Raw genomic sequence first — 22,596 nt, 5'->3', positions numbered from 1 at the left:
GGGCACATGTCCCGCGAGTTCCCCATCGGCCTCACCCCTCCCGACTGGCTGGTAAGGAACCTCCGGCCCCAGCGGGCGGCCCCCCTCAACCGGGCCGCCCTCCTCCGAGCCGCCCTCGGCATGACCCTCCCGCTCGCCGTCGGGCTCGCGGCCGGACAGCCCGCGTACGGCGCGCTCGCCTCCATGGGCGCCCTGTCCGGGGTCATCGGCGACACCGCCGACGCCTACCGCATGCGGGTCCTCAACATCGCGGTCCCCCAGCTCTTCGGCGCCGTCGGCGTCACCGCGGGCTCCCTGGTCTACGGCCAGGGCTGGCTGACGGTCGCCGTCGTCACCGGCATCGCGCTGGTCTCCGGGATGATCTCGACGATCGGCGCGGTGTCCTCCGTGTCCGGGCTGCTCCTGCTGCTCAACTCCGTCATCGGCGCGGGCCTGCCGCTGCCCGGCCCCTGGTGGCTCACCCCCGTCCTGATGACCGGCGGCGGCCTGCTCGTCCTCCTGCTGGCCCTGCTGGCCTGGCCGCTGCGCTCCGGCGTACCGGAACGCTCGGCGGTCGCCGCGGCCTACCGCACCGTCGCCGACCTGCTGACCGTGAGCGACACCGGCGACGGCGAGGCGTACGACCGGGCCCGGCACACCGTCACCCAGTCGCTGAACCAGTCGTACGACCTGATCCTCGCCCGGCGCGCCCGCTACCACGGCCGCAACCGCGAACTCACCCGGCTGCTCGCCCAGTTGAACGCGATCACCCCGGTGGTGGAGGCCGCCCCCGCCGTCCGGCTCGCCGCGAGACCGCTGCCGCCGGAGGTCCCGGCGGCGGTCCGGCACATCGCCGACGCCATCGAGACCGGCTACACCGGCCCGACCGGGCTTCGTCTGCCCGAGCCGGTCAACGAGACCGGCCGGGCCGTCGACCACGCCCTGCGGCACGTCGCCGAGGTCGCCACCAGCCCCGACGTTGACCCCCGCGGCATCGACGACCGCCTCGGCCGCCCGGCCGCCCTCGGCGTCCGCACCGCCCGCGCCGCCCGCAACGTCGTGCTCTCCGCCAACTCCTGGCGCTACGGCATCCGCCTCGCCCTGTGCATCGGCATCGCGCAGGCACTGGTCTCCCTGATCCCCGTGCCCCGCTCCTACTGGGTGGCCCTCACCATCACCTTCGTCCTCAAGCCCGACTTCGGCTCGGTCTTCAACCGCGCCCTGCTGCGCGCGCTGGGCACCGTGGTGGGCCTGGTGGTGGCGGCGACGGTCCTCGCCCTGGTGCCGCGCGGCTGGTGGGACGTGCCGGTGATGATGGTCCTGGCCCCCCTGATCCCGGCCCTGACCCCCCGGGGCTACGGCTTCCAGACAGCCGCCATCACCCCGGTGATCCTGCTCCTCTCCGACGTACTGAACCACCAGGGCACCGCCCTGCTCCTGCCCCGCCTCCTGGACTCCCTGATGGGCTGCGCGATCGCCCTGGTCGCGGGGTACCTGCTGTGGCCGGAGAGCTGGCACACCCGGGTCGGCGACCGCCTCGCCGACGCGGTGGCGGACACGGCGACCTATGTCGAGCTGGCGTTCGGGGGCGGCCGGCGGGCCGGCCCGGAGGGCGGGGACCAGGGCGTCGATCCCGCCGCCCGGGCCCGGATGCGCCGCCGGCTCTACCGCGACCTGTCCACCATCCGCACCGAGTTCCAGCGCGCCCTGACCGAACCCCCGCCCACCGGGCGCCGTGCCGCGGCCTGGTGGCCCCTGGTCGTCGCCGTGGAGCGCATCGTCGACGCGACGACGGCGGCCCGGGTCCGGGTACGGCACGGGGCACCGCCCCCGTCCCGGGCCGAGGTGGACCAGGTCACCCTGCAACTGCGCGAACTGGCGTCGGGCGTACGCGAGTCCGAGACCCTGATCGCGGTCCGCACGGACCTCACGGGCCCACCGGACAGCGTCCTGGAACCGCTCCGCCAGGAGGTGGCGGCGGCCAGGGCGATCGCGTCCCCGCACTGACCCCGGGGAAAGCGGTGCCGGACTCGACCGGCGCACGCCCGACCGGAGTCATCGACCCTCCCCAAGATCGCAACCTGGGGCCGCTAACCTTACGTGTCCGTCCTGGCCAGCGATTGACGGGTTACAACTCACGCGAAGGGTTGCGCACATGGGCATTCTCACTCTCCTGCGGAACGCATTCGGCAGGTCGCGAAAGCCGCGCCCTGCCGAGGCAGAGGGTGCGGACCAGCTCCCTTCGCAGTCGACACCGACACCAGAAGCGGCAGCTCAGACACCGACGGCGGTCCCGGAACCCCGCCCGTCGACGAAGGACGAGCACGACCTGGTGTCGGCGGCCTTCGACAACGTGACGGTCCCGAAGCAGGCGTCCCGCACGATCGAACCAGACCTCCCCACCCCCACCACGAAGACCGCCCCCGAACCGACGACCGAGCCAAAGACGAAGGGGGAGCCGCAAGCCAAGACCGACGCCGAGCCGGAGACCGAGGCCGAGCCGAAGGCGGAGGCCGGAGCCGACGCCGAGCCGGAGGCCGAGGCTGGGCCGGAAGCCGAGCCGCAGGCGAAGGCGGAGGCGAAGGCGGAGGCTGAGGCGGGAGCCGAGGTCGAGGCTGGCGCTGGGCCGGAAGCCGAGGCCGAGCCGGAGGCCGCGCCGAAGGCGGAGACGCAGGCGGAGGCCAAGGTCGAGGCCGTGGCTGAGCCGACGGCCGTAGGCACGACTGAGCCCGTTGCGGAAGACGCAGCAGAGGCTGCACCCCAGGCCGAAGCCAAGCCCGCGGCCGAACCGGAGGCAGAGGCGGAGCCGAAGGCCGAAGACCGGGCCGAGCCCGTGGTGGGCGCAGCAGGCTCTGCGGCGACGGCGGAGACCAAGGCCGACCCCGAAGACGCGGCAGAACCCGCAGCCCAGGACGAGGCCGAGCCTGCGGCCCAGCCGGAGGCGGAGACCGCCGAGCCCGAGGTCGCGGCGGAGGCGGCAGCCGCGCCGGCCGTCGAGGTGACGGTCGAGCCTGAGGCCGAGGCCGAGCCGGTGATCCGGCTGACGGTCGAGCCCGTGGCCGTCGCCGAAGCGCAGCCGGAGGCCGAGGTCACCCCGGAAACGGTCGAGCCCGCAGCCGCCGACGGCGAAGCCGCCCCGCAGGGGCCACCCGCACCCGACGACGAAACCGTCACGGGTGGTGCGGGTGGGAACGACTCCGCCGAAGGCGCAGCCGAGGCCGCCGTCGGCGGCGACGCCGCCCGCGTCGCCCTCGCCAAGGCCGGCCTCTCCGCCGCCCACGCCACCACCTACCTCGTCCTCGACCGCTCCGCGAGCATGCGGTCGTACTACAAGGACGGCTCCGCGCAGGCCCTCGCCGACCAGACCCTCGCCCTCGCCACCCACCTCACCCCGCCCGGCGACACCCCCTCCGTGCACGTCGTCTTCTTCTCCACCGAGGTCGACGGCACCACCGACCTCACCCCGGCCTCCCCCGAGAACGCGATCGACGAGGCGCACGCGGGCCTCGGCCGGATGGGCCGCACCAGCTACCACGCGGCCGTGGAGGCCGTACTCGCCCACTACGACGCGAACGCCACCCCCGGCACCCCCGCCCTGGTCGTCTTCCAGACCGACGGCGCCCCGGACGCGAAGACCCCGGCCACCCAGTCCCTCACGGACGCCGCGAAGTCCCACCCCTCGGTCTTCTTCTCCTTCGTCGCGTTCGGCGAGCACGAGAACAAGGCCTTCGACTACCTCCGCAAGCTGAAGACCCCCAACACGGCCTTCTTCCACGCGGGCCCGACCCCCCTGGAGCTCACGGACGCGGAGCTGTACGACGGCCTCCTGATCGACTGGCGCCCGTAACCCCCGCCCGCACCCCCCACGCCCCGCCCCCCCCGTGCCGCCCGCTTCTCACCCAATAAAACGGGAAGCGGGCGGCATACACATGTCGGCTACGATTTCAAGGTTCGCAAGAAGAGCAACACACCGACCTGGGAGCAGCCCCCGATGGCTCGACACCTCATCACCAGCGCCCTTCCGTACATCAACGGGATCAAGCACCTGGGCAACATGGTGGGGTCCATGCTCCCGGCGGACGTGTACGCGCGGTACCTCCGCCAGCGCGGCCACGACGTCCTGTACATCTGCGCCACGGACGAGCACGGCACCCCCGCCGAGCTCGCGGCGAAGGAGCAGGGCCTCCCGGTCGACGAGTTCTGCGCCCAGGCGCACGACGCGCAGAAGGCGGTCTACGACGGCTTCGCCCTCGCGTTCGACTACTTCGGCCGCAGCTCCAGCCCCGAGAACCGCGAGATCACCCAGCACTTCGCCCGCCGCCTGAACGAGAACGGCTTCATCGAGGAGCGTGCGATCCGCCAGGTGTACAGCCCGGTGGACGGCCGTTTCCTCCCGGACCGCTACGTCGAGGGCACCTGCCCGCACTGCGGCTACGACAAGGCCCGCGGCGACCAGTGCGAGAACTGCACGCGCGTCCTGGACCCGACCGACCTGATCAACCCGCGTTCCGCGATCTCCGGCTCCACCGACCTGGAGATCCGCGAGACCAAGCACCTCTTCCTGCTCCAGTCCAAGCTGGAGAACGAGGTCCGCGAGTGGGTCGCCCAGCACGACAAGGACTGGCCGCAGCTGGCGTCCTCCATCGCCCACAAGTGGCTGACGGAAGGCCTGCACGACCGCGCGATCACCCGTGACCTCGACTGGGGCGTCCCGGTCCCGGCCGACACCTGGCCGGAGCTGGCCGCGGAGGGCAAGGTCTTCTACGTCTGGTTCGACGCCCCGATCGAGTACATCGGCGCGACCAAGGAGTGGGCGGACCAGGACCCGGACAACCGCGACTGGAAGTCCTGGTGGTACGACGTCGACACCGACGTCCGCTACACCGAGTTCATGGCGAAGGACAACGTCCCGTTCCACACGGTGATGTTCCCGGCCACCGAACTCGGCGTGCGCGAGCCGTGGAAGAAGGTCGACTACGTCAAGGCCTTCAACTGGCTGACGTACTACGGCGGCAAGTTCTCCACCTCGCAGAAGCGCGGCGTCTTCACCGACCAGGCCCTGGACATCCTCCCGGCGGACTACTGGCGCTACTTCCTGATCGCCAACGCGCCGGAGTCGGACGACTCGTCGTTCACCTGGGAGCACTTCACGGCGACGGTGAACAAGGACCTGGCCGACACCCTCGGCAACTTCGTCAACCGCGTGCTCTCCTTCTCCCGCAAGCGCTTCGGCGACGACGTCCCGGCGGGCGGCGAGCCCGGCGAGGCGGAGACGAAGCTGGGCGCCCAGATCGCCGAGCTCCTCGCCGAGTACGAGTCCCACATGGAGACCCTCCAGTTCCGCAAGGCGGCCGCCGCCCTGCGCGCCCTGTGGTCGGCCGGCAACTCCTACCTGGAGGAGAAGGCCCCCTGGCTGGAGATCAAGACGGACAAGGACGGCGCGGCCCTGACCCTGCGCACGGCGATGAACCTGATCCACCTCTACTCGGTGGTGTCGGAACCCTTCATCCCGTCGACGGCGAAGACGATGCGCGAGGCCTTCGCCCTCTCCGCCGACACCGCGACCTGGGTCACCGCCGACGAGGCCAAGGCGCTGACCGCGGTCCCGGCCGGCACCCCCTTCACGGTCCCCCCGGTCCTGTTCGCCAAGCTCACGGACGAGGACCTGGAGACGTACAAGGAGCGCTTCGGCGGCACAGAGTCCTGACCGCCCCCCCCTCCGGCCCCTTGACCCCGCCCACCGGCGTCAAGGGGCCACCACACCTCAGCTCAGCAGCCCCAGCACCAGCGCCCCCGCCACCGGCGTCGCGTACACCAGCGGGAACGGGATGTGCGAGTACCACCTCGCCCGGGCCACGGTGATCGCGGCGGCGGTGAAGTAGAGCAGCAGCCCCACCCCCGCCAGCACCCCGACCACCGGGACGGCCAGCCCGACCAGCAGCCCGACCGCCCCGGCGGCCTTGGCCACCCCGAGCGGCGTCCACCAGGCCCGTGGCACCCGGTAGTCGGTGAGCGCCTTGACGATCCACTCGGCCCGCATCAGCAGCACGGTCCCGGAGAACCCGGCCAGCACGGCGGCGACCAGGGTGACGACGACATGGGCGACACGCACGAGAGACTCCCCTCACGACAAACAACCGACGCCTCACTGACGCGCGCGCCACCGCATGTGTGACAAACGCAGGGCTCCGCCCCCGCCGTTCGCCGATCCGAACGCCCCATGTAGATGTATTCTACGTAGAGAGGAGCTACCGAAGCGCTGCCCGGAGACTTCATGCCCACTCCCTTCGTAGGACGTCGCGTCGAGCTCGCTGTGCTGGACAAGAGGTTGAGGCGAATCAGTGAGCAGGGAGCCGGAACCGCCGTCGCCATAAGAGGGCGGCGGCAGGTCGGGAAGTCCCGGCTCGTCCAGGAATTCTGCGACCGCGCGGGCCGACCGTACGTCTTCTTCACGGCGACCAAGGGAGCCTCCTCCCTGGAGGGCATCGCCGCTTTGATGGCGGAGCTACGCGAATCCTCACTGCCCTCCAACCCGGAACTGGTGCCCAGGACAGCCCCCACCAACTGGCCTGATGCCTTTCGCGCCCTCGCGGCCCTCCTGCCCGACTCGCCGAGCATCGTTGTTCTCGACGAACTGCCCTGGCTCGCCGAACAGGACTCCCTGTTCGACGGCGCACTGCAAACCGCCTGGGACCGGCTGTTGTCCCAGCGCCCCGTCCTGCTGCTCCTGCTCGGCAGTGATCTGCACATGATGGAACGGTTCACGGCCTACGACCGCCCCTTCTACGGCCGTGCCGACAGCCTCGTCCTGGGCCCACTGAGCCCCGCCGAGACGGGCGGCGCACTGGGCCTGGAAGCAGCGGATGCCATTGACGCGCACCTCGTCTCAGGTGGCCTGCCGGGGATCCTGCGGGCCTGGCCGCACGGCACCCCCGCGCTCGACTTCATCCGATCGGAATGCGCCGACCCGGCGTCCGCCCTGTTCGGCGTTCCCGAAGCCGCCCTACTGGCCGAGTTTCCCGCGCCGGACCAGGCCCGCCGCGTCCTGGAGGCGGTCGGCAGCGGCGACCGCACGCACGCCAACATCGCGGCGACAGCCGGCAGCCAGAGCGGAGCGTTGCCGTCGGGGATCCTGTCTCCACTGCTGCGCCGCCTCACCGAGGAGAAGCGGATCCTGGCATCGGACGCACCGCTTTCGGTCAAGCCGGGCAAACCCGCCCTCTACCACGTGGCCGACAGCAACCTCCGCCTCTACCTGGCTGCCATGCGGTCCGCACAGGAGCTGTCCCGGCGCGGTCGTCCCGAGGCCGCGTTCCAGGTCGTCGAACGACGCTGGGCTGCCTGGCGGGGTCGCGCCGTCGAGCCGCTGATCCGACAATCGTTGGAGCTCGCCGCCGCTTCGGAGGGCTTTCCCTGGCCCGATACAGCAGTCGTCGGCGGCTGGTGGAACCGCCGGTTCGCACCGGAGATCGATCTCGTCGGCGCTGACCGTGCGCCCGTAGCCGGAACCGTCTCCTTCGCGGGGTCCGTGAAGTGGCTGGGCACGCCCTTTGACCACCACGACCTGAGCGCACTCGTCCAAGGCGCAGCGGAGATCCCCGGTTTCCTCTCCAGTGGAGCAGGCTTGGCGGTGGTGTCCCTCTCGGGTACCACGGCCGCGGTGGCCGCCGACAGGGTCGGGCTGGTGTGGGGCCCCGCTGAGGTGATCGCCGCGTGGGAATCCTGAAGCCGGGCAGACAGCCCCGGCACCCTGGCCCTCTCCCCGAGTGTCCGCGAAACTGAGACCAAGCAGGCGTGAGTTGCCTATGCTGCTGAACCGGACAGGTGGGGGCGATGGCGGCACCGGGGGAGACCAGGCCGGAAGCGGCCTCGATTCGCAATGAGTTCGCACTGGAGCGGTACCGCTACATACTCCAGCAGATCCACGCGGTGAACGAGAACGCGTACCGCTTTCTCGCTCTCTACCAGACACTCGCCACCGCACTGGTCAGCGCGGCTCTCACGCTCTTCGTCGGATACCGGAAGTGGGATCTGGCACCCGCGACCGCGCGAGGCGGAGTAATCGGGTTGCTCGCCCTCGTCACCGTCGTCGCCGCCTTCACGGGCACCCTGATCGTGGTGGGCGCGATGAACTGGCTCGACTACCGCAACGAGGAATGCGACATCACCGATGAGATCGTCGGCCCGGGATTCCGCAAGCGCCCCCGTCCGGGCAACTTCCTTCGCTGGTACGAGACCTACGTGCTGCTCTTCATCCTCGTCTCGGTGATCACCATGTGGTCGATCGCCGCAGTCTTCCTCCTGCCAGCGATGAGGTGATCGTCTCCCGTGCCCGAGCACGACTACACCAGTACGTCTCTGTGGCAGCGCACCCTTGCCGCACGCCGGGGCGATGATCCCCACAGCGAACAGCGGGAGCGACTGCGGACGTCATACCTCGAACTACGCAGGAAGGCGGGTGTGCTCCTGCAGGAGAACGTTCGCAGCACACCCGATTTCACGGTGCACGACATCACGCACGTGGACGCGTTGTGGGAGACGGCCGATCTCGTATGTGGTGACCAGGTGGCACTGAACCCCGCTGAGGCGTATGTCCTGGGTTGTTCCTTCGTTCTCCACGACGCGGCCATGGGGGAGGCCGCTTACGGGACGAGCGTGCCCGAGACCCTGGGCGAGGAAAGATGGCGCGATCTGGTGTCGGTGGCTTACTACCGGCAAGAGGGGTGCTGGCCCGACCAGCACCAGTTGAGCGCGCCCCCCAGCGAGATAGCCGAAGCCTGCCTGGCGACCGCGATCCGCGAGACACACGCGGAGCAGGCACGGCGGCTGGTGGAGCAGGCATGGCGGTCCAGTTCAGGCAACGAAATCTTCCTCATCGAGGAGGTACACCTGCGTGAGGTGTACGGCCCCTTGATCGGCGACCTGGCGGCCAGCCACTGGTGGCCGGTCGACCGCCTCGCGGACGAGTTCCGCCGCAAGTGGGGATCGTTGCCGTGGCAGCCGAGTGAGTGGACCATCGAACCGCTCAAGCTGGCATGCGTCCTGCGGCTCGCCGACGCGACCCAGATCGACGCCCGCCGTGCTCCGACACTGTTGTTCTCGCTGCGCGGTCCACAAGGAGTTTCTCGCGAGCACTGGCGGTTCCAGGAACACGTCAGCCGCCCCGACCGCGACGGCGACCGAGTCACCTACACATCGCTGCGGCCTTTCCTCCCCCACGACGCGACGTCCTGGTGGCTGGCCCTCGATTATCTACGCGCCATCGACCTGGAATTGAAGGCGGTGGACGCCCTCCTTCACGACCTGGGCCGGGACCGGCTCGCGGTACGCGCCGTCGCCGGAGTCGACTCCCCCGAGCGCTTCGCCGAACACTTCCGGGTGCAGGACTGGCGTCCCATCGACGCGACGGTGAAAGTCGGCGACGTGCCCCGCCTGGTCCGCAGCCTCGGCGGTGAGCAACTGTACGGTGACAAGCCGGATGTCGCGCTTCGGGAACTCATCCAGAACGCCCAGGACGCCGTGCTGGCCCGCCAGGCGCTGCAACCTGACTTCCCCGACGGCCGCATCGAGATCCGGCTGAGCGAGAACGACGGGTCCTGGTGCCTCGAAGTCCGCGACAACGGCGTCGGCATGGATGAGGAGACGCTCATCCACGGGCTGCTCGACTTCGGCACCAGCGGGTGGAGCTCACCCACGGTCCGCAATCTGTTCCCGGGCCTGGCCGGCGGTGGCTTCACGCCCAGCGGCCGCTTCGGGATCGGCTTCTTTTCCATCTTCCTCCTGGGCGACCGGGTGGAGCTGATCACCCGCCGCTTCGACGCCGCGATCCGGGACGCCCGTCGCCTGACCTTCGACGGGCCGTCCCACCGTCCCCTGCTCACGCCGCTGACCGCACGTAGCTGGGTGCCCGAGGGCACGACGGTACGCATCACCTTGGGCAGGGCTCCCAACGACGTCAAAGGCCTCTTTTACCGGACATCCGACGAACGGCTCACGGAACTCGTCCAGCAGTTGGTCCTCGAAAGTGCCGTACCCGTCCACGTCTGGGAACCCGGGGCGAGCGCGCCGGACGTCCTGGAGCCGTTCTCACTGGCTGCAGGCACGGCGGACGAGGTCTTCGACCGCCTGTACCCGCCGTCGATCCACGGTCGGCATGTCGGGGAAGAGAAACAGCGACTCCGGCTGCGCGACGACTTCGTCGGGCAGGCCACCGAACTGCTGGATGACAGGGGGCAACGCATCGGCCTGGCAACGCTGGGAAACGATCTGTACTACACGGGGCGAGGCAACTACTCGGGGATCGTCACGGTCAACGGGTTCCTTGCCGACGAGTCGATCTCCTTCGCCGGATACCTGGCCGGTCGGCCGAGCCGGGCCTCGCGCGACCGGGTCGCCCTGGCCGCCGACGAGGACCAGGTGCGCGACTGGATGCGCAGCCAGGAACAACGGCAGCGTGACACCGGGCGCTTCGCGGACTCGGTTCAACTGGAACAGGCCTTCACCCTGTACTGCGCTTTCGGTGGCCTCTCCGACGACCTCGCCTTCGCCTTCACCGCCGGGGGCCTGCTCCGTGCGGCTGATGCGGCCCATTGGGTGGCACAACGGAACGAGATCTTCATGACCTTCGGTCTTCCGCTGGCGTTTCGCACGCGGCCGCCGGAGGTCTATCACTACCTGTCAGGGCAGAGCGTCCAACTGCCTGAGAACTGGGTTCTCATCTACCAGAGAGTCCCTGGCGCGCCTTTGTCGGAGGTCTTCCCACCGGTCATGAACCGCGATGCGGAATACGACTTCGCGCGCCACCACACCACGTCGACATGGCAGAAGGTGTGGTGGCGCATGACAGGAGAACTTGACGGGCTCTTCGTGCGTGCCCTGTGCGAGGCATGGTCGTGCACCCCCGAGTCCGTGCTGGCGCCGGTCGAGGAGCGCAACTGGTCCGACATGCAGTTTTTGGACGACGAGAGCCTGGGTGCCGTACCGGGCTACCTGCTGCGCAGGCCCGCGAGCACAAAGGCGCTGTAGGCGGCGACGAGGTCGGTCGTCGGGTTGAGGCGCGCCTGCACCACCGGCTTCATAGAAGTGAACCGTCGTGCGAGCGCCGTACAGGCGAACGCGCTTCATCCAGCGATCACCCGTTTTCGCCGACACCGTTACCCGTCTCCTGTCCGCTGCCGCCGCGAAGTGGACCCCTGCTGCGCGTACGTCGTGGCATATTCGGCAGAATCAGGTGAACATTTCGGCGGGGTGGGACCCTTGTTCCTGCATGACCACGACACATCCGTATGGTTTCGCCATGGCACCTGAGCTCATCCCGATCGCCTACGAGCCACACGGCCGTACCGAGGCCATCGGTCACTACACCGGCGGCCAGTTCCTGGCGTCGGTCACCTATGCGTTCCCCGAGGGGTTCCGGCTGGACGAGGGCTGGGAGGAGCAGAAGCGGCTCTACTCGGTGCTCCATCTCTTCGACGCCGAGGGGCACTACCGCGACTCGCAGATCTGGTGCGCGGGCAGCTGGGCGGAGCAGCAGCGCGATCCGGACGGCACCGACTCGGTGTTGGCGCGGGCCCGCGCGCACCTGGCGAACATGCTGCGCAGTCTGCCGAGGCGGACGTACACGGACATCGCCATCCGTCCGTTCCGGCTGACCGTCGACGGGGTGCTGTTCGGGCTGGTGGCGAAAGAGGACGAGGACGGCGAGTGGGCCGAGCTCTACCCGGACCACCTGGGCTTCGCCGAACCCTGGGACGGCCGGTACGACACGTGACCTGCGTGGACAAACCCAACTGCTGGTAGGGTCCGTCCACTTGTGTGGGGGCAGGGGACCCTCGCGGGGAGGGGGGATTCTCACATGCGCAGATACGCCGTGCCGCGCCGGGACTGGCCGTCGCGATCTCTTCGGTGGCGACGCTGGTCGTGACCGGTGGCGCCGTGCTTCCAACGACAGCCGTGGCGGCCCCGGTCATGCCATGGACCTCGGCCACCGCGATCACTGGCACCGACGTCTCCACCTCGGCCGTCGCGATCTGGAACCAGTTCGCGCAAGCCGGGGCGGTCGAACGCAAGCTGTACGCCGCTGTCCGACCGGCCGGCAGCGACACCTGGGGCGCCCCGGCGCTGATCGCGACCACCCCGGACGAGACCTCGCCCAGGTCCGGGCCCTTCGACATCCGGGTCGTCAGCTCCGTGCTCGTCGCCGACCACTCCACCTGGTCGGCACCCGTCGGCATGGCAGGCAGGGACACCTTCTGGGGCGACGGCGGCATCGACCTCGCCGACGCCCCCGACGGAACGCTCACTGCCTTGTGGGGCGCCCGGTCGCCGGACCGACGGTCGCCTTCGAGGCCACCGACGAGTCCGAGGACCAGACCGTCACCGCCACCCGTGGCGGCGACGGCACGCGGTCGGCGCCCGACACGGTGACCGCCACCGAGGACCTGGCCGGGACCCCCGAACCGCTCATCGCCCCGGACGGCGACGTCACCCTGGTCTGGGCTCCTACAAGTCCCTGTCCTGCCAGGACAGTCGATGAACCCAAAGGAAGTAACTCATGCGCAGATGGGGCGCGGCTGCGTTCGTGGCCGCCTCTCTGATCGGCGGCGTCCTGCTGCCGACCGTCCCAGCCACCGCCATGCACGGCGCCGTGCCCGGTGACTTCAACGGCGACGGCTACCGCGATGCCGTCCTGCCCGCGCCGGGCGCGAACGTGTCCGGGAAGGAGGGCGCTGGCGCGGTCGTCGTGCTGTACGGCTCCGCCTCGGGACTGTCGGCGAGCCGCCGTAAGACCATCACCCAGAACACCGCCGGCGTGCCGGGCGTCAGCGAGGCCGGCGATGCCTTCGGCTCCGCCACCGCCACCGCCGACCTGAACCGGGACGGTTACGCCGACCTGGTCATCGGAACGCCGTACGAGGACACCTCCAAGGGCACCGAATCCGGTGCGGTGACCGTGCTCTGGGGCAGCAGGAGCGGCCTGACGAGCGGCACGGACCTGCCGTCGCCGTTCTCGTCCCCGTCGCACTACGGCGAGGACGTCGCCGCGCTCGGTCTCGGCGCCGGGTCGAGGACGCGGGTGGCGGTCGCCGGAGAGGACGGGACCGTGACCTTGGGCGGACCGTTCAGCCGGACGGGCACGTTCGGATCCGCCGTCCACAACGACGACACCACGTCCCCTCTCTCCGTCGCGCTCGGCGATTTCAACGGCGACGGCGTGCCCGACCCGGCCTCGTCCACCGACCGGCTGAGCGGCCTGAGCGGCCTGAGCGGTGGCGAGATCTACACGACTCCCGCCTACGGCAACGCGCTCAAGGGCAACGGCCTGATCACGGCCTCCGGCGACATCAACGGCGACGGATACGCCGACCTCGTGGCCGGCGACCCGGACGAGCCGGAAAAGGCGGGCGTGGACGGGGCGACGGGCGGCCGTGTCCTCGTCTGGTACGGCTCCGCCACGGGTGTCTCGCCGGCCACGACGCCCGTGCAGATCACGCAGAACACGGCCGGCGTCCCCGGCGCGAGCGAGAAGGACGACGCCTTCGGTGGGTCGCTGGCGGTGGCCGACCTCGACCGGGACGGCCTCGCGGACATCGTCATCGGAGCGCCGTACGAGAGCCTCGCCAAGAACCGGGCGGGTCAGGTGACCGTGGTCCCCGGCCGCCGCAGCGGCGCACTCGGCACCGGCTCCTACTCCTTTTCACAGGACACGGCGGGGGTGCCGGGGGCCGCCGAGACCGACGACTTCTTCGGTACGACGGTCTCGGTCGGGGATGTCGACAAGGACGGCAGGCCCGAGCTGTTCGTCAGCGCGGTGGGCGAGAACAACGACGCCGGCGCCGTCTGGGTCTTCCCCGGCGGCTCCACCCGGCCGACCGCCACCGGCAGCCGCGTCATCACCGCACACGCCGTTGGCCTTACTCAGACATCGTTCCCCGCCCTTCTGGGCGGCGACGGACTGCTCTCGCGGATCTGAACGGACTGTCGACGTCAGCGCCGTTCGTCCCGTCCGGCTCGACGCCCAGGGCCAGCTGGGCGGGTGGGAAGCCACCCGGCAGGGGCATTCGCGAAGGGCTCGGAACCGGCGTCGGTTTCGAGCCCTTCGTGGCGACCGGGGTGTCGCCGGGGTTACTTCGGCTGCGGCTTGCGGATCGACAGGTGCAGCTCGCGCAGGCGGCTCTCCTCCAGCTCGGTCGGCGCGCCCATCATCAGGTCCTGGGCGTTGCCGTTGAGCGGGAAGGCGATGGTCTCGCGGATGTTGGGCTCGTCGGCGAGGAGCATCACAATGCGGTCCACACCCGGGGCGATGCCACCGTGCGGCGGGGCACCGAAGCGCAGCGCGCGCAGCATGCCGGCGAACTCGCGCTCGACGGTCTCCGCCTCGTAACCCGCGATGCCGAAGGCCTTGAGCATGATGTCCGGCTCGTGGTTCCGGATGGCGCCGGAGGACAGCTCCACGCCGTTGCAGACGATGTCGTACTGCCAGGCCAGGATGTCCAGCGGGTCCTGGGTCTCCAGGGCCTCCATGCCGCCCTGGGGCATCGAGAACGGGTTGTGCGAGAAGTCGATCCTCCCGGTCTCCTCGTCCTTCTCGAACATCGGGAAGTCGACGATCCAGCAGAACCGGAAGACGTTCTCCTCGAAGTGCCCGGCGCGCCGGGCAGCCTCGACGCGCACCGCGCCCATGATCTTGGAGACCTCGTCGAACTCGCCCGCACCGAAGAACACGGCGTGACCGGCGGCCAGCTGGAGCCGCTTGGTCAGCTCGGCCACGTTCTCCTCGGTGAGGAACTTGGCGATCGGACCGGACAGCGAACCGTCCTCCGCGACGCGCACCCAGGCCAGGCCCTTGGCGCCCTGCGAGACGGCGAAGTCGCCGAGCTGGTCGAAGAACTTGCGGGGCTGTGCGGAGACGTCCGGCACCGGAAGGGCCCGCACGTGCTTGCCGGCGAACGCCTTGAACTCGGAGCCCTCGAAGATGTCCGTGATGTCGACGAGTTCCAGCTGGGCGCGGAGGTCCGGCTTGTCGGAGCCGTACTTCAGCATCGACTCGCGGAACGGGATCCGCGGGAACGGCGAGGTGACCTCACGGCCGCCGCCGAACTCCGTGAACAGCTCGGTCATCAGCCGCTCGATGGGCTGGAAGACGTCCTCCTGCTCGACGAAGCTCATCTCGACGTCGAGCTGGTAGAACTCGCCGGGCGAGCGGTCGGCGCGGGCGTCCTCGTCGCGGAAGCAGGGCGCGATCTGGAAGTAGCGGTCGAAGCCGGAGATCATCAGCAGCTGCTTGAACTGCTGCGGGGCCTGCGGCAGCGCGTAGAACTTGCCCGGGTGCAGACGGGAGGGCACCACGAAGTCACGGGCGCCCTCGGGGGAGGTCGCGGTGAGGATCGGGGTGGCCATCTCGTTGAAGCCGAGGGCGACCATCTTGTGGCGGATGGCCGAGATCACGGCCGTGCGCAGCATGATGTTGCGGTGCATGCGCTCGCGGCGCAGGTCCAGGAAGCGGTACTCCAGGCGCCGCTCCTCGTTGACCCCGTCCTCGGCGTTGATCGTGAACGGCAGCGGGGCGGCCGCGCCGAGCAGCTCGACCTCGCCGACCTCGACCTCGACCTCGCCGGTGGGCAGGTCGGCGTTGATGTTCTCGGCGCCTCGGGAGACGACCTTGCCGTCGACCCGTACGGTCGACTCCTTGCTGAGCTTGTCCAGGGCCTCGTAGGCGGGCGTACCCGGGCGGGCCACGAGCTGGGTGATGCCGTAGTGATCGCGCAGATCGATGAAGAGGATGCCGCCCAGGTCGCGCCGATTGTGCAGCCAGCCACTCAGCCGGACGTCGGTGCCGACGTCAGAGGAGCGGAGCTCGCCGCAGGTGTGGGACCTGTACCGATGCATCGTGGTTCATCCAGCCTTCGCGGATCGGGGTGTGTTACCAGCCTGACGTTTCACGTGAAACACCACCCAGCGTACCGGGCGCCCCAAGGCCCACTCCCCCCAATAAGGAGTCGTTGATCGGTAGCGCTTTTTGATCGGGTCTTCCTAAAGTGGGGCAATGCGAACTGGCGAGCCCCTGCCCGCCGTGGAGGACGTCCTCGCCGCCCTCGCGACCGGGCTGTGGCACTGGGACACCGCCACCGGGCTGGTCACCACGGATGCGGAGACAGCACGGCTGATCGGGCTGCCCGCCGAGGCCTCCGTGCTCTCCGAGGCGCTGGTCCGGTCGCGCTTCCACCCCGTCGACTGGAACGAGAACACCAGCATCACCCGGCTGGCGGCCATCGAGGGCACCCTCGCGGAGGTCCGGCTGCGGGTCATGGACGAGCGGGGCCGACTCATACGGACCGTGCGCAGCCGTTTTCGACCGGAGTACGACTCCGACGCGCGCGTCTACCGGGTGACCGGCACCCTCCAGGAGGTCACCGAACCGGCTCCCGGCTCCGCCGCCCGGCATCCGGTCACGGGGGACTGGCGGCGCTCCCGGGAGGCCTTCCTGCTGGACGCGGGCCGCGCGCTGGCGGAGGCGCGGTCCACCGAGGAGGTGCTGCGGGTGGCGGGGGGCCTGTCCATGCCCGGGTTCTCCCCGGACGGGCTGGCCGTCTTCGGCGCCAAGGGCGACCGGCTCACCATGATCGGCCACCACGGCCAGCAGATCAACAAGGACAGCCCCTTCAGCAGCATGCCGCTGGACACCGACTACCCGGCGGCGGAGGTGGTGCGGACCGGCCGGGCCGTCTATCTCTCCTCCCCGGAGCAGTACAAGTCCCGCTACCCCGTGACCTGGCCGCTCGCCGAGCGCTTCGGCCGCAGGTCCTGGGCCTTCCTGCCGCTGACGGTGGCGGGGCGGACCCTGGGCGCCTGGATGGCCGGGTTCGCCTATCCGGTTTCGTTCACCCCCGACGAACGTTCCGTGCTCACCACGGTGGCGCGGATGCTGGCGCAGGCCCTGTCCCGGGCCGGGATCGCCGACTCCGAGCGGGAGCTGACGGACGGCCTCCAGCGCTCCATGCTGCCGACGCTGGGCCCCGAGATGCCCGGCATGGACGCGGCGGCCCGCTACATACCGACCGGCGGCGGGCTCCAGGTCGGCGGCGACTGGTACGACATCATCCCGCTGCCCGGCGGCACCTCCCGGGCCAGGTCCGGCCGCGGCGGCCGGTACGCCCTGGTCATCGGCGACGTCCAGGGGCACGACGTCCGCGCGGCGGGCCTGATGGGGCAGCTGCGGATCGCGCTGCGCGCCTACGCCTCCGAGGGGCATCGTCCGGACGCGGTGCTCTCCCGGGCCTCCCGCTTCCTGCACGGGATCACCTCCGACGAGGAACTCGCCGACCCGCGCTTCGCGACCTGCCTGTACGTCGAGGCGGACCCTGCGACCGGGGTGCTGGAGATCGCCCGCGCGGGGCATCTCGACCCGACGATCCGGATGGCCGACGGCACGGTGCTGCGGCGGCCCACGGCGGGCGGGCTGCCGCTCGGGATCGATCCGGACGCCGACTACCCGACCACGCGGTTCACCCTCGAACCCGGCGAGACCATGATGATCTGCACCGACGGGCTGATCGAGACCGGCGGCCACGACATCGAGAGCGGCTGGCAGCGGATCCGGGCGATCCTGGAGGAGGACGACGGCGACCTGGAGAAGCTGGCCGACGCCCTGGTCCAGGCCGTCCACGGGCCGTCCTCGCACCACACCACCGGGCCGCTGGCCGACCGCCGCGAGGACGACATCGCGGTCCTGCTGCTGTCCCGCCCCGTCGCCGGACCCCTCGCGGTACGGCCGCGGATCCGCCGCACGCTGCTGTCGGTCGCCCAGGACGAGCCCGAGCGGATCGCCGAGGCCCGCCAGCAGCTGCGCGAGCTGCTGCACGACTGGGACTCGTCCGACCAGGTCGACTCGGCGGTCCTGCTGGTCTCGGAGATGCTCACGAACGTCCTGGTGCACACCGACGCGGACGCGCTGCTGCTCGCCGAGGTCTCCGGGCAGGCCCCCGGACGGCGCCTGCGGGTCGAGGTGACCGACGCCGGGGACGACCTCCCGCACAAGCGCCGCCCCGGCGAACTCGCCTCCTCGGGCCGCGGTCTGCTCCTGACCGAGCTCCTGGCGGACGCCTGGGGCGTCGACCCGCGCGGGGAGGGCAAGACCATCTGGTTCGAGCTGTCCGAGGACCAGGGCCAGGACCTGGGATAGGGCCGGGGTCAGGGCGACGGCCGGTCGGGGGTGGTGGCGTACCGGGCGTGCAGTTCGTGGACGACGCCGAAGGCGGCCGCGGTGAGGGGGACCGCCAGCAGCATGCCCAGGATCCCGGCGACGGAGGCGCCCGCCGTGATGGCCAGCATGACCACCGCCGGGTGCATCTGCACGGTCCTGCTCTGGATGGCCGGCTGGAGCACGTGCCCCTCCAGCACCTGCACGGCGAGGACGACCCCCAGAACCCACAGCGCGATCACGAAGCCGCGGTCGGCGAGGGCGACCAGGACCGCCACCGCACCCGAGAGGAACGCGCCGAGGTAGGGGATGTAGGCGCCGACGAAGACGAGCGCACCCAGGCCCACGGCGCCCGGCACCCGCAGGACCAGCAGGCCGACGGTGATGCAGACGGCGTCGATGAGGGCGATGAGGGTGGTGCCGCGCATGAACCCCTCGACGGCCTCGTAGGCCCGGCGGGCCATGGCCTCCACCATGTCGGCGCTGGAGCCGGGTGCGAGCGCGCGGACGGTGTCGACCACCTGGTCGGAGTCGCGCAGGAAGAAGAAGACGAGCAGCAGGGCCAGGACGGCCAGGGCGATGCTCTCGCCGACCAGGCTGACCCCGCTGATGACGTTGGAGGCAGCGGTCCCGCCGAACTCGCCGAGCAGTTTCCTCGCGTTGCCCGCCAGGTCGCCGATCGAGGTACCGGCGGCCCCGAAGTGCCGGGCGAGCGATCTCGCCGCGGACTTGAGCGAGGCGACGATCTGGTCGCCGGTGTCGACGAGCGCGGCGACGACGATGTAGACGGCGCCGCCGACGACCACGACGACCGCGACGCAGGTGAGCCCGGCGGCGAGGGACCGCTGGACGCCGACCCGGACGAGGCGCCGGTACAGGGGGCCGAGCAGCGCGGTGCCGAGGAGGGCGAGCAGCACGGGGGTGACAGCGGTGCGGAACTCCGAGCACAGCCGGATGCCCACGTAACCGACGCCGGCCGCCAGCAGGATGACCGCGCACCAGGCGGCGAACCGGCGCACGGCCTCGGGCAACAGGGACACCCGTCCAGCGGACCACGCGAGCCCGTCCGACGCCCTGTGCTGCACCCCCTCCCGGGTGAAAGCCGGCAGGAGAGGCCCGGCGCGGTCGACACGCCGGGCCTCTCGGGGCGCCTTCTTCCCGTCCGCCGCCGGCCCTCAGGCCTGCGGGCCGCCCTCGGACATTCCGTGCACCGCCGGGACCGTCCCCAGGCGGCCCTTCTGGAAGTCCTCGAACGCCTGCTGGAGTTCCTCACGGGTGTTCATGACGAACGGGCCGTAGTGGGCCATCGGCTCCCGGATCGGCTGCCCGCCGAGCAGGACGACCTCCAGGTCCGGCGTATGGGAGTCCTGCCGCTCGTCCGCGCGGACGGTCAGCGAACCGCCGGCGCCGAAGACGGCCGTCTGGCCCAGGTGGATCGGACGGCGCTCGGCACCGACCGAGCCCTTGCCCGCCAGCACGTACGCCAGCCCGTTGAAGTCCTCCCGCCACGGCAGGGTGACCTCCGCGCCCGGAGCCACCGTCGCGTGGATCATCGTGATCGGCGTGTGCGTGATGCCGGGACCGGCGTGGCCGTCCAGCTCACCGGCGATGACGCGGAGCAGCGCGCCGCCGTCGGGCGTGGTCAGCAGCTGGACGTTGCCACCGCGGATGTCCTGGTAGCGCGGCGCCATCATCTTGTCCCTGGCGGGGAGGTTCACCCACAGCTGGAGGCCGTGGAAGAGGCCGCCCGAGACGACGAGGGACTCCGGCGGCGCCTCGATGTGGAGGAGGCCGGAGCCGGCCGTCATCCACTGGGTGTCGCCGTTGGTGATGGTGCCGCCACCGCCCTGGCTGTCCTGGTGGTCGAAGATGCCGTCGATGATGTAGGTGACGGTCTCGAAGCCGCGGTGCGGGTGCCAGGGGGTGCCCTTGGGCTCGCCCGGCGCGTACTCCACCTCACCCATCTGGTCCATCATGATGAACGGGTCGAGGTGGCGGTAGTTGATCCCGGCGAACGCCCGGCGCACCGGGAAGCCCTCACCCTCGTAACCGCTCGGCGCGGTCGTGACGGTGAGCACGGGACGGGCCACGGCGTCGGCCGGTGCCGCCACCCGAGGCAGGGTGAGCGGGTTCTCGACAGTCACTGCAGGCATGTTGGCTCCTCCTTGTGCACCCAGTTTAGTTGAGCGTTGAACTTTCTGCCACCCCTAACGACGAAGGCCCGGAGGGCATTCCCTCCGGGCCCGGTCGTCCCCCGTTCGGTGGATCAGTTGCTGAAGTAGAGGTAGTTCCACGCACCGTAGGTGGTGGAGTTCACGGTGTCGCCCGACGAGCCGTTGACGTACACCGAACGCATCCGCGCCCGGAGACCGGACTCGCCGGGAGCGTCGAACTGCACGTACGACTTGCCGTTCGTGCCGAGCCTGAAGTACTCGGAGTCCGTCGAGTACCACCGGCCCTGGTAGTAGACCTCCAGGTCCAGGCGGTGCTCACGGCCCGGGTAGTAGGTCATGGTCGTGTTGAACACCGGGCCGGTGTTCTTGTGGAACCAGCGGTACGACGTCGAACCAATCTTCGCCGTCTTGTAGTACTTGGAGAGCGAGGTGGAGATCTTGACCCGCGCGTACGCGGTGACCTTCGCCGTCTTCGGCGCGTAGCGGCCGTCCCCGTCGAAGACCGCCGAGACGGCCGTGTCGCGGGTCATGTCCACCCAGGCGGAGATGTTCCCGTGGGAGTCCACCCTGCCGGTCTTGATCAGCTTCTTGCCCTTGTCGCTGCCGAAGGGGTCCGCGTAGATCTTGACCGAGCGGTTCTTGTACGTCGTCCCGAGGTGCGCGGTGAACTTCACGTCGGCGCCGTAGTTGTACAGCTTGCCGTTGTTGTTCAGGCTCAGGCTCGTGCCCGCGCGGGAGACCGAGACCTTGTCGGACGCGGTGGCGGCGGTGTGGCCGGCGTCGCCCGCGTAGCTCACCTTGTAGGTGACCGTGCCACCGGCCGGCGGGGTGTCGGCGAAGGAGTAGGTGCCGTCCGCCTTGACGGTGACGGCGGCGAGCGCCTTGCCGCCGGGGCTCTCGACGTCGGTGCGGGTGACGGAGAGCCTGGCGCCGGCGGGCAGCGGGACAGTCGCCGAGAGCTTGCCGGTGACGGTGAGCCTCTTGGCGCGGGGCGCCGAGCTCGGGGCGTTGACCGTGAGCGTCGGCACGTTGAGCGTCGGCTGGGTCAGGACCTTGAGCGTGTAGGAGGTGCCGTTCGACGCCAGCGCGAAGATCCGCGAGGAGTCCGGCGCCCAGCGCAGGTTGCCCGTGGCGTAGTCGGTCGAGGTGCCGAGGGTGTAGGTGCGCAGCGGCTTGGTGGCGTCGGGCCGGTAGACGCCGACCTTGCCGGCGTTGAACTGGGCCACCAGCCCGTTCGGCGCGATGTCGGCGCTCCACGCGCCGGGGTAGGAGCCTGCCTTGCTGAACTTGCCGTCCGCCCACGCGTCCCGGTCGGTGCCGTTGACCAGCACCTGGTCGGAGCCGGGGACGAGGTCGATGTCCGCGATGCCGTTGTTCAGGGTGTAGTCGCCGGAGTACCAGGCGGTGGCCTTGGTGGTGGCGCCGGAGACGTCGACAACGGCCATGGAGTCGGTGGAGATGCCGGTCTCTCCGACGGCCAGCACGCCCGGCCGGTTCGGGTCGGTGTCCAGCAGCGCCTGACCCCAGACACCGACCGAGGTGCCCTCGGTGGGGAACTGCGCCATCGCCACCGGGTCGGTCCCGCCCGCCGGGTCCACCGACGGGTCGATGGAGCCGATGTCGCCGTCCCACTGGTCGCCGTACGAGAACCACGCCTTGCCGCCGGTGAAGGCCAGGTGGCGGGGGCCGGTGTCGGTCGGGATGCTGTACGTCGTCCTCACGTCCAGCGTGGCCGGGTCGAGGGCGAGGATCCGGTGGGTGTTGGGCAGGGCCGCGTACAGGGTGCTGCCGTCGTCCGACAGCGCCAGGTCGCTGACGCCGCCGAGGCCGGTGGCCGAGTCGACGAGGGTGCCGTTGTAGTCGGAGGCGACGATCCGGCCGTTCGCCGCGTCGCCGACGAACACCCGCTGGAGGGTGCCGTCCACGACGAACCCCCCGATGTTGGTGACGGTGGTGGCGGCCGCCGAGGCGGTCCCCGCCGCCACGACGCTCAGCGCCGCCGAGCTGAAGACGACCGCGAGCGCCGTCGCGACCGAAGTGCTGCGCATGCGCACAGTGCTGAAACCCCCAGAGAGAACCCGGGTGCGCCGGGTGGATGAGAGCGCCGCGCGGCACCCGGACACGACCGCAGAAAAAGCGGTGACGCCCGGGGCGCGGCTGCCGGGGGGAAGCCTATGGCATGGCTGCGACAACAGGGGGGCGAGTTTTCACAGGGCAGGGGGGCCGCGCCCCGTCAGGGGCGCG

The 22,596-nt window shown here is 70.5% G+C and carries 15 protein-coding genes; 10 read left to right on the top strand and 5 right to left on the bottom strand.

The annotated features are described in order from the left end of the window. Positions 1-6: 6 nt before the first annotated feature. The 3 genes from AB0G52_RS04290 to metG all read left to right on the top strand — a co-directional run bounded on the left by AB0G52_RS04290 (position 7) and on the right by metG (position 5,686). Entirely contained in the window at positions 7-1,986 is a 1,980-nt protein-coding gene (locus tag AB0G52_RS04290; RefSeq protein ID WP_361333509.1) for an FUSC family protein, read from the top strand. Between the two features lie 148 nt (positions 1,987-2,134). Beyond that, positions 2,135-3,826: a VWA domain-containing protein gene (locus tag AB0G52_RS04285; RefSeq protein WP_361333506.1), complete on the top strand. Its 1,692-nt coding sequence runs from the start codon at positions 2,135-2,137 to the stop codon at positions 3,824-3,826. A gap of 144 nt (positions 3,827-3,970) precedes the next feature. Next, positions 3,971-5,686, top strand: a complete 1,716-nt coding sequence (gene metG / locus AB0G52_RS04280; RefSeq protein WP_132888484.1) for a methionine--tRNA ligase — start codon at positions 3,971-3,973, stop codon at positions 5,684-5,686. Between the two features lie 57 nt (positions 5,687-5,743). On the opposite strand, the gene AB0G52_RS04275 is transcribed toward metG, so the two are convergent. Next, the gene (locus tag AB0G52_RS04275; RefSeq protein WP_361333503.1) at positions 5,744-6,091 is read right to left on the bottom strand and encodes a DoxX family protein; all 348 of its coding nucleotides are present in this window, start codon (positions 6,089-6,091) and stop codon (positions 5,744-5,746) included. A gap of 162 nt (positions 6,092-6,253) precedes the next feature. On the opposite strand from AB0G52_RS04275, the gene AB0G52_RS04270 reads away from it, so the two are divergent. The 6 genes from AB0G52_RS04270 to AB0G52_RS04245 all read left to right on the top strand — a co-directional run bounded on the left by AB0G52_RS04270 (position 6,254) and on the right by AB0G52_RS04245 (position 13,951). Continuing rightward, positions 6,254-7,705, top strand: a complete 1,452-nt coding sequence (locus AB0G52_RS04270) for an ATP-binding protein (protein WP_132888482.1) — start codon at positions 6,254-6,256, stop codon at positions 7,703-7,705. Between the two features lie 107 nt (positions 7,706-7,812). Then, positions 7,813-8,298, top strand: a complete 486-nt coding sequence (locus AB0G52_RS04265) for a hypothetical protein (protein ID WP_132888481.1) — start codon at positions 7,813-7,815, stop codon at positions 8,296-8,298. 9 nt (positions 8,299-8,307) lie between these two features. After that, complete coding sequence (locus tag AB0G52_RS04260; protein ID WP_361333499.1) at positions 8,308-11,004, top strand: ATP-binding protein; 2,697 nt, start codon at positions 8,308-8,310, stop codon at positions 11,002-11,004. Between the two features lie 271 nt (positions 11,005-11,275). Beyond that, positions 11,276-11,749 carry a hypothetical protein gene (locus AB0G52_RS04255; RefSeq protein WP_132888479.1) on the top strand — a complete coding sequence of 158 codons (474 nt, stop codon included), beginning with the start codon at positions 11,276-11,278 and terminating at the stop codon, positions 11,747-11,749. 197 nt (positions 11,750-11,946) lie between these two features. Next, on the top strand, positions 11,947-12,405 hold the full coding sequence (locus AB0G52_RS04250; RefSeq protein ID WP_361333496.1) for a hypothetical protein: 459 nt from the start codon (positions 11,947-11,949) through the stop codon (positions 12,403-12,405). Between the two features lie 127 nt (positions 12,406-12,532). Beyond that, entirely contained in the window at positions 12,533-13,951 is a 1,419-nt protein-coding gene (locus tag AB0G52_RS04245; RefSeq protein WP_361333493.1) for an FG-GAP repeat protein, read from the top strand. Between the two features lie 152 nt (positions 13,952-14,103). Here AB0G52_RS04245 and aspS read toward each other — a convergent pair whose 3' ends face one another. Next, positions 14,104-15,867, bottom strand: coding sequence for an aspartate--tRNA ligase (gene aspS, locus AB0G52_RS04240; protein WP_132888476.1), 1,764 nt, complete (start codon positions 15,865-15,867; stop codon positions 14,104-14,106). 157 nt (positions 15,868-16,024) lie between these two features. On the opposite strand from aspS, the gene AB0G52_RS04235 reads away from it, so the two are divergent. Then, positions 16,025-18,160 carry a SpoIIE family protein phosphatase gene (locus tag AB0G52_RS04235; protein WP_132888475.1) on the top strand — a complete coding sequence of 712 codons (2,136 nt, stop codon included), beginning with the start codon at positions 16,025-16,027 and terminating at the stop codon, positions 18,158-18,160. An 8-nt stretch (positions 18,161-18,168) separates the two neighbouring features. On the opposite strand, the gene AB0G52_RS04230 is transcribed toward AB0G52_RS04235, so the two are convergent. From AB0G52_RS04230 to AB0G52_RS04220, 3 genes are all read right to left on the bottom strand, one after another. Then, entirely contained in the window at positions 18,169-19,218 is a 1,050-nt protein-coding gene (locus tag AB0G52_RS04230; RefSeq protein WP_132888474.1) for an AI-2E family transporter, read from the bottom strand. 135 nt (positions 19,219-19,353) lie between these two features. Next, positions 19,354-20,331, bottom strand: a complete 978-nt coding sequence (locus tag AB0G52_RS04225) for a pirin family protein (RefSeq protein ID WP_132888473.1) — start codon at positions 20,329-20,331, stop codon at positions 19,354-19,356. A 113-nt stretch (positions 20,332-20,444) separates the two neighbouring features. Beyond that, positions 20,445-22,400 (bottom strand): Ig-like domain repeat protein, encoded by a 1,956-nt coding sequence (locus AB0G52_RS04220; RefSeq protein WP_361333488.1) that lies wholly within the window; start codon positions 22,398-22,400, stop codon positions 20,445-20,447. Between the last annotated feature and the right edge of the window lie 196 nt (positions 22,401-22,596).

Origin of the sequence: Streptomyces sp. NPDC021562 (genome assembly GCF_040640875.1) — a bacterium.
Taxonomy (GTDB): Bacteria; Actinomycetota; Actinomycetes; order Streptomycetales; family Streptomycetaceae; genus Streptomyces.
This window is presented reverse-complemented; position numbering and strand designations above follow the sequence as displayed.

Coding starts and splice junctions, on each gene's coding strand:
- AB0G52_RS04250 (WP_361333496.1), top strand. CDS start 11,947: ATGCCATGGACCTCGGCCACCGCGATCACTGGCACCGACGTCTCCACC.
- AB0G52_RS04290 (WP_361333509.1), top strand. CDS start 7: ATGTCCCGCGAGTTCCCCATCGGCCTCACCCCTCCCGACTGGCTGGTA.
- AB0G52_RS04255 (WP_132888479.1), top strand. CDS start 11,276: ATGGCACCTGAGCTCATCCCGATCGCCTACGAGCCACACGGCCGTACC.
- AB0G52_RS04245 (WP_361333493.1), top strand. CDS start 12,533: ATGCGCAGATGGGGCGCGGCTGCGTTCGTGGCCGCCTCTCTGATCGGC.
- aspS (WP_132888476.1), bottom strand. CDS start 15,867: ATGCATCGGTACAGGTCCCACACCTGCGGCGAGCTCCGCTCCTCTGAC.
- AB0G52_RS04220 (WP_361333488.1), bottom strand. CDS start 22,400: ATGCGCAGCACTTCGGTCGCGACGGCGCTCGCGGTCGTCTTCAGCTCG.
- AB0G52_RS04285 (WP_361333506.1), top strand. CDS start 2,135: ATGGGCATTCTCACTCTCCTGCGGAACGCATTCGGCAGGTCGCGAAAG.
- metG (WP_132888484.1), top strand. CDS start 3,971: ATGGCTCGACACCTCATCACCAGCGCCCTTCCGTACATCAACGGGATC.
- AB0G52_RS04225 (WP_132888473.1), bottom strand. CDS start 20,331: ATGCCTGCAGTGACTGTCGAGAACCCGCTCACCCTGCCTCGGGTGGCG.
- AB0G52_RS04265 (WP_132888481.1), top strand. CDS start 7,813: ATGGCGGCACCGGGGGAGACCAGGCCGGAAGCGGCCTCGATTCGCAAT.
- AB0G52_RS04235 (WP_132888475.1), top strand. CDS start 16,025: ATGCGAACTGGCGAGCCCCTGCCCGCCGTGGAGGACGTCCTCGCCGCC.
- AB0G52_RS04270 (WP_132888482.1), top strand. CDS start 6,254: ATGCCCACTCCCTTCGTAGGACGTCGCGTCGAGCTCGCTGTGCTGGAC.